The 12,053-nt window shown below is 73.0% G+C and carries 10 protein-coding genes; 3 read left to right on the top strand and 7 right to left on the bottom strand.

Annotated features, from left to right (window positions below; translation table 11 throughout):
- Positions 1-31: 31 nt before the first annotated feature.
- From ABZY91_RS21345 to ABZY91_RS21320, 6 genes are all read right to left on the bottom strand, one after another.
- Positions 32-373 (bottom strand): CU044_2847 family protein, encoded by a 342-nt coding sequence (locus ABZY91_RS21345; protein WP_355404408.1) that lies wholly within the window; start codon positions 371-373, stop codon positions 32-34.
- Entirely contained in the window at positions 370-1,749 is a 1,380-nt protein-coding gene (locus ABZY91_RS21340; protein ID WP_355404406.1) for an ABC transporter substrate-binding protein, read from the bottom strand. Before ABZY91_RS21340 ends, ABZY91_RS21345 begins: the two co-directional genes overlap by 4 nt.
- A complete protein-coding gene (locus ABZY91_RS21335; protein ID WP_355404403.1) occupies positions 1,749-2,888 on the bottom strand; it encodes a hypothetical protein in 1,140 nt (379 codons plus the stop codon). Before ABZY91_RS21335 ends, ABZY91_RS21340 begins: the two co-directional genes overlap by 1 nt.
- Positions 2,885-4,375 (bottom strand): vWA domain-containing protein, encoded by a 1,491-nt coding sequence (locus ABZY91_RS21330; RefSeq protein ID WP_355404401.1) that lies wholly within the window; start codon positions 4,373-4,375, stop codon positions 2,885-2,887. Before ABZY91_RS21330 ends, ABZY91_RS21335 begins: the two co-directional genes overlap by 4 nt.
- Before the next feature lie 54 nt (positions 4,376-4,429).
- Positions 4,430-6,580, bottom strand: coding sequence for a tetratricopeptide repeat protein (locus tag ABZY91_RS21325; RefSeq protein WP_355404399.1), 2,151 nt, complete (start codon positions 6,578-6,580; stop codon positions 4,430-4,432).
- A gap of 155 nt (positions 6,581-6,735) precedes the next feature.
- Positions 6,736-8,460, bottom strand: a complete 1,725-nt coding sequence (locus ABZY91_RS21320) for a trypsin-like peptidase domain-containing protein (protein ID WP_355404397.1) — start codon at positions 8,458-8,460, stop codon at positions 6,736-6,738.
- Between the two features lie 273 nt (positions 8,461-8,733).
- Here ABZY91_RS21320 and ABZY91_RS21315 point away from each other — a divergent pair, with 273 nt between their 5' ends.
- A complete protein-coding gene (locus tag ABZY91_RS21315; protein WP_355404394.1) occupies positions 8,734-8,934 on the top strand; it encodes a hypothetical protein in 201 nt (66 codons plus the stop codon).
- Between the two features lie 163 nt (positions 8,935-9,097).
- Here the strand turns inward: ABZY91_RS21315 and ABZY91_RS21310 are convergent, their stop codons facing one another.
- A complete protein-coding gene (locus ABZY91_RS21310; RefSeq protein ID WP_355404391.1) occupies positions 9,098-9,718 on the bottom strand; it encodes a CGNR zinc finger domain-containing protein in 621 nt (206 codons plus the stop codon).
- A gap of 129 nt (positions 9,719-9,847) precedes the next feature.
- Here ABZY91_RS21310 and ABZY91_RS21305 point away from each other — a divergent pair, with 129 nt between their 5' ends.
- Together ABZY91_RS21305 and ABZY91_RS21300 are read left to right on the top strand one after the other, a co-directional pair.
- Positions 9,848-10,915: an alcohol dehydrogenase catalytic domain-containing protein gene (locus ABZY91_RS21305; protein WP_329885066.1), complete on the top strand. Its 1,068-nt coding sequence runs from the start codon at positions 9,848-9,850 to the stop codon at positions 10,913-10,915.
- Positions 10,916-10,943: 28 nt separating this feature from the next.
- Positions 10,944-11,927: an alpha/beta hydrolase gene (locus ABZY91_RS21300; RefSeq protein ID WP_355404387.1), complete on the top strand. Its 984-nt coding sequence runs from the start codon at positions 10,944-10,946 to the stop codon at positions 11,925-11,927.
- Positions 11,928-12,053 lie beyond the last annotated feature (126 nt).

Below are 12,053 nucleotides of genomic sequence, written 5' to 3'. Positions count from 1 at the left end.
GGGGCCTGCGACTCGCACCGGGCAGCTGCGGTCACTCCTCCTCGTCGGCCTCGCCGGCGGGTTCCTCGGGGGACCAGCGGAGCGTCACGTTGAAGTGGACGCCGGCGGTGCCGCCCGCCAGGATCACGCCGACGCTGCCGTCCAGCTTGACGCCGAACCCGACCTCGATCTCGTCAGGCCGGCGTGGCAGGGCACGGAACGCTTCGATCACGTCGGATGCCGTGTTGACCACGGTGTGCAGCGAGTCCCGCACCGTGGCGCCCGCTCTCTCCAGAGTTCCCCGGCCCGCAGGCGCGACGCCTGCGCCGGTGTCCTCGCTCTCGACCACCAGCGTCCCGCCGGACGCGAGGGCGAATTCGGTACGTGTTGTCACTTGGCCTCCTGGCCTGGGGATGAGTGTGCGCAGACGGAGCTCTGCGTCGACGGCGGATAGGCGTCGGCCCGGACCTTGTCCAGCCCGGCGAGGATCGTCGGCAGTCGGGTCGGGTCGTTCAGATAGTCGAGCACCGCGCGGTTGAACGCGGCTGCCATGCTGCTGGGCATGCTGTCCGAGGCGTCGAAGCAGAGGATGGCGGACGAGGTCAGCAACTCGTCGATCCGGCGGGCGACGCTGCCGGTGGCGTGACCGGACGCCAGCCGCGTGGCGACGGCGCGGTTGGCGGAGAAAGCCGACTCCGGCTGCAGGCCCGGCCAGATCTGCTGGGCCTGCGGGCTCGCGAGGAAGGCCATGAACCGCTCCGCCTCGGGCGAGTCGTGGAACATCGCGACGAGATCTCCCGACACCTCGTACGCCGGCGTCGGCGTCGGTGTCGGCCGGAACTCGGGGAACGGGACGAAGTCGTAGTCCTTTCCCGGGAGGGGTTTGGTCACTGCGGTGGGGTCCGGGGTGACGGGGGCGCCGTGCTCGAAGTAGCAGCCGGGCGATGCGGTGAAGAGCGGATAGGCCCCCTCGCCGTAGCCGGTCAGGAGCGCGGTCAGCGGGCCGCCGTGGATCGAGCCCTCTGCGGTGAAGATCTGGCCCCATGCCTGCCAGGCCTCTCTGACCTGCGGCGATGTCCAGTCGAGCTTGCCGTCGACCCAGTCCGTGTAGATGTCGGCACCCGACTGGTGCAGCAGGATGTCCTCGATCCAGTCGGTGCCCGGCCACCCCGAGTTGGGCGGGTCGGCCAGGGCCAGGCACCAGGGCGTGTCGCCCCGCTGGACCATCGACCGGCCGACGCCCACCAAGCCGGCCCAGGTGTCGGGCGGCCGGGTGGCGAGCCGCTGGGGTGCGTACCAGATGAGGCTCTTGACGGAGGCTTTGACCATGACCGCGTACGGATCGCCGTTCACGGCCTCCCCGGCGCGGGACCACGGGGGGCCGTAGTCGGACCTCAGCAGATCGACGAGTCCGCTGCCGAGTGCCCTGTCCTGGAAGCGGTCCAGCCGGACCAGGTCGCCCTGCTGCGCGTAGGAGCGCAGCGCCCCGGGGTTCGCCATGACAGCGAGGTCCGGTGCCTCGCGCTTCTGTACGGCGGTCCGCAGTACCTGGTCGAGCGCCCGGGTGGGGGAGGCGTGGACGGTGATGCCGGTCTCGGCCTTGAAGGCCGTGAGTACTGCTTGGAAGGAGTTCCTCTCGGCCTCGGCGGTCCAGGGTGTCATGATGACCAGGACGCGCCGGCCGGACGAGCCTCCGAGGCAGGCGGCCGACGCCGCCAGCAGGGTGAGGACCAGAAGGAGCCGGAGAGCTGCCTGTCGCCTCTGCCGCATCACTGGCCTCCGAACCGGTACTCGTCGATGCGCGGATTCAGCGCGAGAGCGGCCGCCGTGGCTGCGACTGAGGTCAGCAGCGCGAGAAGTGCCAGGAGGACGGAGGAGTAGGCCTCCGCGTCGGTGGCACCACTGGTGAACGCGGCCTCGGCCTCGGCCTGGTGGTGACCTGTCCGCCCCGGCTCGGCGGTCGCGGGTCCGGACGCCTGCGGTGCCAGGTGGGTCCCGCAGGACCCGGCGGCCGGGCAGGCCTGCGTGACGATGGCGTACAGGTCCCTGTCGGCCTGGGCGGCGGACCGGCTCGCCTGCTCCTGTGCCAGGGTGACGGCTCGGGCGAACGGACCGTCCAGGGCCGAGCGCAGGCGTCCGTCCGAGACGTGGAGCGACAGACCGCACAACAGGGCCGTCGCGGTGAGGGCGAGCACAGCAGTCGTCAACCGGATGCTCAACCGACGCCGGAACCGGCGGCGCAGCACCGACTGTGTCCGCGCGAAGAGCGCCAGCACCAGCGCGAACGGCACCAGGAACAGCAGATCTGCGGTGCGCGCCAGCCACACCGAACCGCGCCGGTCGGCCAGCGCGGCGTTCTCCTCCGTCCGCAGCCGGTCCAGCGTGTTCGAGACCTCCCGGTACTGCAGGGTCGCGTACCACAGGGCCGGCAGGGCGCGGGTGAGCTCACCGGTCTGCCGGTAGTCGGCGGCGGCCTGTTCGAGCTCGGCGTTGTAGTTGACGACGAGCCCCTCGACGAGTTGCAGATCGCTGCTGACCGTCGCGCCCGCCACGGTGTCCCCGGCCAGTTCCGCCAGGTTCTGGTTGATCGCGGCGATGTCGTTCCGGTACTGCTCGCCGAGTCCGCCGAGGACCACGGTGCCCTGCCGGAAGCCGTGCACCGCCGCGCGTTGGGCATCCGCGAGCGCGCCGTACGCGGCCTCGGCCCGGAGCACCGCAGGGGCGGCCCGCCCGCCGACGGCGTCGGTTCCGCCGTGTGCCTGGCTGGACACCACCAGGCACAGCGCCCCGGTCAGCAGGCTGCCCGCCACCAGCGCCCCGCGGAGCCGGCGCAGGGTGCGCGCGGTCGTGGAGGGCGTCGCCGGTTCGTCCGCCACCGCTTCGGGCGCCACCGCGGGCGGGGCCGTCATCCGCCCGTCACCGGTGAGCTGCCGGTGAATTCGTAGTCGCAGTCGAGGTTCTCGCAGTACCGCGCGCCGACCACCGCGACCCGGCCGCACCTCGGGCAGTCGGGCCCCGGGGCCGACGGGAACCCGGGCGCCGGATCGGCCCTCGTCGTCGGGGTGCGCGAGAGGCCGTACGAGGTGCTGGTGGCCGTGCCCATCATGGCCTGCAGGACGTAGTCCGGATCAAGCTCCGGTAGCAGGCTGACCACGCCGCGAACGGCATCCTCGACCCGGACGACCTTGCCCAGCCGCCGGAGCGCGTCCTCGTTGCGCAGCTCGGTGGCGAGCGCCACGGCCCGGCCCCAGGCATCGCGCGCCCCGTGGCGGTCACCCTGGCGGAACAGTGCCCCGCCCCGCCATCTGAGGTCGTACAGCTCCTTCTCCCGCTCGTGGCGGCGCCGATCGGCCCCGAGGACGGTCTCCGGGGCCGGCTGGTCGAGCCAGCGCGCGCTGATCACCTCCACCGGGCTGACGGGTGTGGCCAGTTCGGTGCCGATCGATCCGGTGACCACTTCGATGGAAGCCAGGGTCTCCGCGTCGGCGCCGACCGTCCGGTCGCCGGTCACGGCGAAGGTCGCGACATACCGGCGTGCCTCGCTGCTCCAGGGGCCGGTCGGGTAGTCGGCCGCCGCTGTTCCGGCCAGCGGCAGGCGGTGGCCGACCAGGTCGGCCAGCGCCGGGTGGGCCTGTTCGAGGACGGACACCGACACTCCCGGTGCGCAGCGCACGCGCAGGGCCAGGTCGGACAGCGTGCGGCCCATGGCGACGCGGATCAGCGCGCGGAAGTCGGGCGCCAGGTCGGCCAGGTCGGGCACCGCGTCCGCGGTGCCCTGGAGCTCCTCGGCGATCCGCCGCAGTTCGGCGGGCTCCCAGTCCGCGCCGATACCGCGGGCGTCGCAGGTGAACACGGAACGGCAGTCGGCGAGTACGGTCTCCATCGACCGCGCCGACCGGTCCTGGTGCTCGTTGCGTCCGTCGGTGAGCAGGAGCGCGTGGCAGATCAGATCGCCGTGCGGTTCGAGCAGTTCACGGGCCTTGTCGAGCCAGGCGCCGATGACCGTGCCCTGGGCGCCTGGGGCGATCCGGTTGACGGCCTGCTTCGCCTCCGCACGGGTGACGGCGTTCGCCGGGGCGAGGAAGGACTCCCGAGGGTAGATCATGGTTGCCTGGTGGGTACCGGCGACCACCGCGAAGCGGGTTCCCTCGCGCAGGGTGTCGATGGCGGCGCAACTCGCCTCCTTGGCACGTTGGAGCTTGGTGCGCGGATCGCTCATCGACCCCGATTGGTCCAGCAGGATGACCTCGGCGAACTGCGCATCGCTCGGCGGGCTCGCCCGCCGGTCGGCTGCGGTGCTCGCGACCACGCTGAGGTAGACGTGCACCTCGCGTTCGTCCAGGGATCGGTACTTGTCGTAGTTGGCCTCCAGGGTGACGCTCGGTGCTTCGGTCATGTGCCAGTTCCTCGTCTGTAGGGCAAGATTGACGATCCGTCCAGGACTGCCGGTTCACCGCGTGGTGACCGGCCTCACGGCGTTGGCCAGATCGACGAGAACGGTGTGGCGGTTCGCGTCGGGTGCCCCGTGGGCGAACGCCCGGTATTCCCTCTCCAGGTCCGACCGGAGCTCGTGCTCCGTGACGCCGTCGTCGGAGGCGGTCCGGCCCGGTCGCGGGGTGCGCAGGCGGTCGAGCCTGGCCTCCAGGATCAGGGCGGCCAGCCGGCGCCGCTCGGGTTCGTCCAGCGGCAGTGTGGCCAGCAGCTGTTCGGCTTCGGCGAGGTCCGCTCGGTCGGGCAGGCCCCCGGGGCCCGCGCCGAGCCGCCCTGTGTGGATCCGCAGCGCGGCGATCCGCGCCGCCCGATGGTGCGGTGAGGTGTCGGGTATCTGCCGCAACGCCGAGACCGCACCGGCCCGGTCGCCGCGCCGGAGCCTCGTCCGGGCGTGGCCGAAGGCGGCGCTCTCGTGCCAGCTGTCGGTCCGCCACACCGCCAGGTAGGCCGCCGATGCGGCGTCGAGCTCCTCCTCGGTCGCCGCTCGGTACTCGGCGCACAGTGCCAGTGCGAGCTGCGGCGCGAGCTCGCCCGGCAGCATCTGGCAGCAGGAGGTGAACATCTTCTCCGCGCCGCCGAACTGCTGCTCGGCCAGGGCTGTCAGCCCCTCGTGCCAGTTGAGCCGCCACCCGGGCCGCAGCAGGCCCCTCGCCCGGTCCAGCGCGGCGCGCGCCGCCCCGATGTCGTCGAGCCGCAGGTGGAGTCGGCAGCGCAGCAACTCGACCTCGGGCGAGGAAGCACGGGCGGAGGCCGGGACGGGATCGGCGTAGGAGGCGAGTTGGGAGAGGGCGACCGCAGGATCGGTGCTGACCGACGCCCGGAGGAAGCCGGCGGCGGAGTCGCGGGCGTCGACCAGCGGCTCGGGCAGCCCGGCCGCCGCCATGACCGGCGTGGGCGGCGCGGTGGCGAGCGGGCGGCAGCTGCCCTCGACCGCCGCCCGCAGCGCCGCGGTGCTCGTCCACCGGTCGAGCGGCGGCACCGTCCCGAGCCCGGGGTCGATCAGCGTGGTGGAGCGGGCGAAGAGCAGCGACGGCGCGGTGTACTGGGTACTGTCCCGGTGGGATACCAACTCGCGCAGCACGCCGCTCAGTTGGCCCGCCAGGTCGGCTGCCGAGGCGAAGCGCAGCTGCGGATCGTGATGGGTGGCGCGGCTGATGAGCCGGCGCAGCGAGGTGAAGCGGGCACTGTCCGGGTCGGCGGTGTACCACCGGAAGAGCGACTCCAGGGTCCTGCCCACCGTGTGGAGGTCGGTGGCGACGGTGGGCCCGGTGACCATCAGCTCCGGGGCCATGTACTCCTCCGAGTACGCTCCGCTGCCCACTGCCCCGGCCTCGCGCACCGCGCCGAGGTCGATCAGCTTGATCCGGGAGCCGTACACCATCAGGTTGCTCGGCTTCAGGTCGCAGAACAGGTACCGGCTGTCGTGGAGGTACTGGAACGCCCGGAGCACGCGCAGGACGTAGCCGATGACCTGCTCGGTCTCCAGCCGGCCGAACAGCTCCGGGCGCTCCAGGGAGTAGCCGGGTACGTACTCCATCACGAGGTAGCCGTGGTAGCCGTGCTGGGACCCGCCTGCCGGCTCGTGTGTCACGAAGTCGTAGATGTCGACGATGTCGTCGTGCCTGAGCTCGATCAGGAACCGCTTCTCCTCGGCGGCCTCCTCGACCCGCGCGGGGTCCGCCGCGTCGATCAGGCCTTTGAGCGCCACCGGACGGTTGTTCAGGCGCTCGTCGTGGGCGAGGTAGACCCAGCCGAAGCCCCCGTGCCCGATGCAGCCCTCGACCCGGTAGCGGTCCGCCAGCAGGTCGCCCCGGCTGAGTCTCGGCACGAACGAGTAGGCCGTCCCGTCGTACGGGCAGCGCCCCTCCAACAGGCTCGGCTGGCCGTCGAGACCCGTGCCCACGGGGCGGCGGCAGGCGGGATCGGGGCAGAGCCTGCGCTCCTCCGGGATTCGCGGAGCGGCTCTGACCGCGCGGTTCGGCTCCGGTCCGGCGATCGTCGGCAGTGTGACGAGGCCCAGTCCCCACCAGGGGTCGTCGCCGAACGGGCGCGGCGGCTGTACGGGCTCTGCGGGGCGCGCGGACGGCACCGTGCCGCGGTTGGTGCTCACCGCAACCGACCGCCCCGGGGCCCGCTCCCCGGTGCCGCTTGCGGCCGGCAGCCGGCCACCGCCCGTCGGCGCGGCCACCGGCGGCGGAAGCAGGCAGCGCCGGCAGTAGGTGGTCGCGTCGAGTTCGCCACCACAGCCAGGACGGCTGCACCGGTTCATGCCTGCCTCCCGTCGATCTCGCGCCGAACGGCCCGGTGGTACTCCTCGACCCGGAGCTCGGCGAGCGGCAGGTCGCATCCACCGCTGTAGAGCAGCCGCCGGGCCGCCTCGTACGACTCGCCCAGTTCCTCGATCAGGCCGCGCGCCGCGGCCTCCGAACGGTAGGCGTCCAGCCGCCCCCGGGCCCGGTTCCGCCGGGCGAGCAGGGCCGTGCACTCGGCGTTCAATCGCCGGGCCCGCACCAGCGACCGGGCGGCTGCCTCCTCGCAGGAGCCGAGTTCCCCCAGCAGCCATCCCCGGAGGGTGGACCCGGCGGCGGCCGGGCCGGTGTCCCGCAGCACCCGCAGACGGACCGCGAGCGCGGCCGCGCCGGCGACCTGTGGCGGCGGTGCGCCGAGGATCCGCGGCGCGACGTAGTCACGGCACGCCCGGGCGTCGCGCTCGGCCGCGTCGACCTCCTCGACCAACCGGTCGAGCCGTCCGAGTCGGTCGCCGAGCTCTGTCTCTCCGCCGTGCCGACCGCTCGGCGAGACGGCCGCGGCGGGCTGCCCGAGGCTCGCCGCGACCGCACTGCGGACATAGCGCGGAGGGGCGCCGTGGTAGGCGAGCAGCAGGCGCACGCCGATGCTCGACGCCCGCGCGGCGATCGGTTCCAGCAGCCGGTAGTACAGCTCTCCGGGGTCGGCCGCCAGGTCGACCGCGTTCACCACGACAACTATCGGTGAGCCCAACTCCTCCAGCTGGTGGGCGAGGTCATCGCTGACACGGTCGGTCAGCAGGCTCAGACTCTCCGCGAGCTGCTGGGCGACCTGCTCCGTCGTCCGCCCGGTCGCGTCGACGGCGGCGTCCACCTCGCCCAGCTGTGGGACGGTGCCGGGCGGGGCGCCGCTCACGGTTTCGTCGGGGGCCGCCCGACGGTAGCCCGGCACCGTCAGGCCCACCAGGCGGGACGTCAGCGCGACCGCGCCGCCACCGCCGATCGCACAGACCCCGCCCGGCCCGTCGGACGCCAGCCAGCCGACCAGGTGCCGGGTCAGCGCGAGCTGCACCGGGTCGTCCAGGACCTCCGGGACCTGCGGCGACGGCCAGTCGCCCGGCAGTACCTGCGAGGGCCGGCTCGTCAGGTGCCCGTCGAGCACCGCGCTCGCGTACCTGTACAGCGTCCGGACCGCGATCATCCAGCTGCTCTCGGCGAGCGGTGCCCGGACGACCGCGATCACGCCGAGGATCTGACCGTCCGCGGCGAGCGCCGCCGCACCGCTGAACCCGCGGCCGACGCGCTGCTCCAGTACCGCGTCGAGCTGGACCCGCTCCCCGGTGAAGTCGTACGAGGTGATCCTCGCGTTGACCAGTTGGCCGTTGTCGGTACCCGCCGGGAAGCCGAAGATGCGCACGATCTCGTCGTGCTGCCAGGTCCGCCGGATCCTCGCGCGCGGTGCGCCCGGCACCACGGACCGCAGGGCGAGGATCGCCACATCCCCGCGCTGGTCCGGTAACGGCGGCTGCCAGCAGCTCTCGACAACGGTCGCCGGGTAGGCGTCGTCGGGACGTCCGGCGATCCGGACCCGGACCTCGCGATCGGCTTCACGCCCGGCGGCGATGGCCTCCTCGACCACATGCGCACACGTCAGCACGTACTCGCCGTCGAGCATCGTCCCGGCACCGTGCACGCGCCCCTGGGTGTCCTCGATGCGCGCCAGCCAAGGATCCTCCCGCCCCATGGCGAAAACGCTACGCCAGAAATGATCTGACAGGTAGTCATCTCACATGATCGGAACAGGTTGTGAACACCGGCCCCGGGCGGAAGGCTGCTGTCGGCCAGGGCCGCCGAGTGCCGAAACGCGGAGCCGGGTCGCCGCGCGGGCGCCGGCCGGAGCCCGGCATCGTTCGGCGCGGTCGGTCGTGCTGCCAGCCCCGGGGGAGGGCGGCGAACAGCGGAGCACCGGCCGCCCGGCGGAGCCGGTACGGGCCGCAGGCGCGGTCGGCAGCTCACCATGGAGACCCTCGTCGCCGACGCTCGGGCCGAGGCCGTCCGGCGTGGCGCGCAGTTGCTCCGGACGCACTGCTGGGCCGGTGAGGACGGCCGCCTGGTGCGCGAGTACGAGGAGTTGGGCCTCACAACGGCCCTGGAGTTCGAGGAACTCCGATCGGACGGATCGCTCCGGCCGGGCCGGGTGCTGCAGACCCGGGTGTGAGCGGCCGGCCCTCCCGGCCCCGGATCGCCGCGGCTCTGCTCCGCGGCCTCGTCCACTTGGACTCCCCGGAGTCCACGTCCTGGCCGGCACCGCCCCGGCGGGCCCAGCACCCACCTGCCCGGCTCCCTGCGCGTCGTGAACGGCCCCGGCAGGGCGCGAAGCGTTACCGGGCGCCGTCGGCGGGTGTCTGCAGCCTCGCCCGGTAGGCGCGCTTCTTGACGAGCGCGCCACAGGTCTTCATCGAGCACCAGCGGCGGGCACCCGCGCGCGAGGTGTCGACGAAGGGGACACCGCAGTCGGGGTTCCCGCAGATGCGGACGCGGGTGCGGTGCTCCGACGCGCAGAGGGCGATCAGATCCCGGGCGACCGTCGAGAGCACCGCCGCGACCGTGTCGCCGTGCCAGCGCACGGTGGTCGCGTCGGGGGCGAGTTCGGGTGTCGAGGGGGGTTCGGCGGCGGCGCGGTTGACGAGCGCGACGTCCTCGGGCGAGGGCGGTGCGGAGTCCGCCAGGGCGAGGCCGGTCCGCTGGATCGCCTCACGCAGCCGCCTGGCGCGGCCGAGGTCGGCCTCGGTGCAGGGCGGCGCCGCTGTCGTGCAGTCGCTCTCGACGGCCCAGCGGCTGAAGTCCTCGGGCCGGGCCAGCCGTTCGAAGGGCGCGTCCGTGCCGCGGTCGGCCAGGGTGCCCGCGAAGGCGAAGCACAGTCGCGCGTCGTCGAAGCGGAAGTCGGCCTTGGCGCGCTGGCGCCCCTCGCGGCTGCCGGTCCTGTCGTCCCTGTCGTCCATGTCCACCACTTTAAGTGGTTGACACGATTCCGGGCAAGCGGCTAGCTTTCAAGTCCACCACTTGAACAGGTGGACTTTGGGCGGTTGCCCGCCGCTCCCGCCACCCCCGCAGCACGAGGAGGCCGCGCCATGCGCGCCGCAGTCATCGAGGAACTCCACAAGCCGCTCGTCATCCGCGACGTGCCGGAACCCGCCTGCCCGCCGGACGGCGCGATCGTGCGCGTCGGGGCGAACGGGATCTGCCGGACCGACTGGGCCCTGTGGGCGGGGGAGTTCTGGACGGGCGGACCGCGTGTCGAGGCCCCGTTCGTCCTCGGCCACGAGTTCGCCGGCACCGTCGTGGAGGTCGGCCGCGAGGTGCGGGGGTGGAAGGAGGGAGACCGCGTCATCTTCCCGATGAACCCCGGCGAGGGCGCGTGCGAGATGTGTCGCAGCGGCAACCAGCACGTCTGCGAGCACGTGGACTCGCTCGTACCGGGGGTCTCCTACTGGGGCGCCTTCGCCGAGTACGTCATGGTCCGCTTCGCCGACGTCAACCTGGTCGAGGTACCGGAGGGCGTCGACTTCGTCGACGTCGCCGCGCTGGCCTGCCGCTACATGACCGCCTTCCACGGCGTCGTCGACCAGGCGCGGGTCCGCGGCGGCGAGTGGGTCGCGGTGTACGGCGCCGGGGGCGGCATGGGACTGTCGACTGTCGAGATCGCCGCGGCGACGGGCGCCAACGTCATCGCGATCGACATCACGGAAGACAAGCTGGACGCCGCACGCGCACTCGGCGCCGTCCACACCGTCAACGCGGCGACCGACGACCCCGCCGAAGCGGTGAAGACCCTCACCGGCGGCGGTGCACACGTGTCGGTCGACGCGGTGGGCATCGCCGCCGCCTGCCGCAACTCCGTCCTCTCCCTGCGCACCCGGGGCCGCCACCTCCAGCTCGGTCACACCACCGCTGCGGAACAGGGGGACGTCGCGCTGCCGGTCGACGTCATGATGGTCAAGGAACTGGAGTTCCTGAGCGCCTTCGGCATGCAGGGCCAGCGCTTCGGCACGATGCTGAACATGATCGCCGCCGGCCGCCTCGCCCCCGGCCGCATCGTCTCGCGCACCGTCGGCCTCCACGAGGCGAGCGAGGTCCTGGAGTCCCTGGAGACCTACGGACCCACCGGTGTGGTCGTCATCGACTCGTTCCGCCCCTGAAACGCCTCTCCCGAAAGCAGGAACGACCATGCCCGCATCCCGTCAACTGATGGACCAGGAACTGAGCCTGGCCCTCGACGCGGTCCCCATGACCCCCAACGGCGCGTTCGACCTGACAGACCTCGCCGCAACGCGCGCGGCGTTCCGCGCCCAGGCCGAGGCCGCCGCCGACGCCCAACCCGGCGACCCGTCGGTGACCGTCGAGACGCACCTCGCGAGCCGGACGGACGGCCCCGACGTACCGATCCGCCTTCTGCGCCCCACCGGAGCGCCCGGACCTCTGCCGGTCCTGCTCTGGTTCCACGGCGGCGGACAGGTGCTCGGCTTCGCCGCCCAGGACGACCCGTGGCTCACCCGGCTCGGCGCGAGCGTCGGCTGCGCCGTCGCCGTGGTCGACTACCGGCTCGCCCCCGAGACACCCGCCCCCGGCGCCGCCGAGGACGGCTTCACCGCCTACCAGTGGCTCGGCCGCGAGGCGGACGCCCTGGGCCTGGACGGCGCCCGCATCGGCATCGCGGGCCAGAGCGGCGGCGGAGGCGTCGCGGCGGCCACGACCCTCCTGATCCGCGACCGCGGCGGCGTGACACCCCTGTTCCAGTCACTTACCTATCCCATGCTCGACGACCGCAACCGCACCGCGTCGAGCCACGAGATCACCGACATCGGCATCTGGGACCGCTCGACCAACCTGCTCGCCTGGCAGGCGATCCTGGGCGACCGCGCCGGCACCGACGACGTCTGCCCCTACTCCGCCCCCGCGCGCACCACCGACCTCGGCGCCCTGCCACCCACCTTCATCACCGTCGGCGACCTCGACTGCTTCCGCGACGAGGACCTCGACTACGCGGCCCGCCTGCGGGCCCACGGCGTCCCGGTCGAACTCCACCTCTACCCCGGCGCCTACCACGCCTTCGACCTCATCGCCCCGCACTCCCGACTCGCCACCGCCTTCCACCAGACCTGGTCCAACTACCTCACCCGCCAGTTCCACGCCTCCCCTTCCCTCGTCTGACACCACGCCGCCGCGGTCCGCGGCGCGGTCCGCCGGCCATCTCCGGGGGTAAGGGGTTCGCGTGGGACGCCCGGCCGGTGCCTTCCGGCCGCCGCAACCACCCCAAACCCCGTGGCGCGGAGCCCC

Origin of the sequence: Kitasatospora sp. NPDC002965, assembly GCF_040611255.1 — a bacterium.
Classification (GTDB): Bacteria; Actinomycetota; Actinomycetes; order Streptomycetales; family Streptomycetaceae; genus Kitasatospora.
Note: the sequence above shows the minus strand (reverse complement) of the source record. Positions and strands in the feature narration are given on the sequence as shown.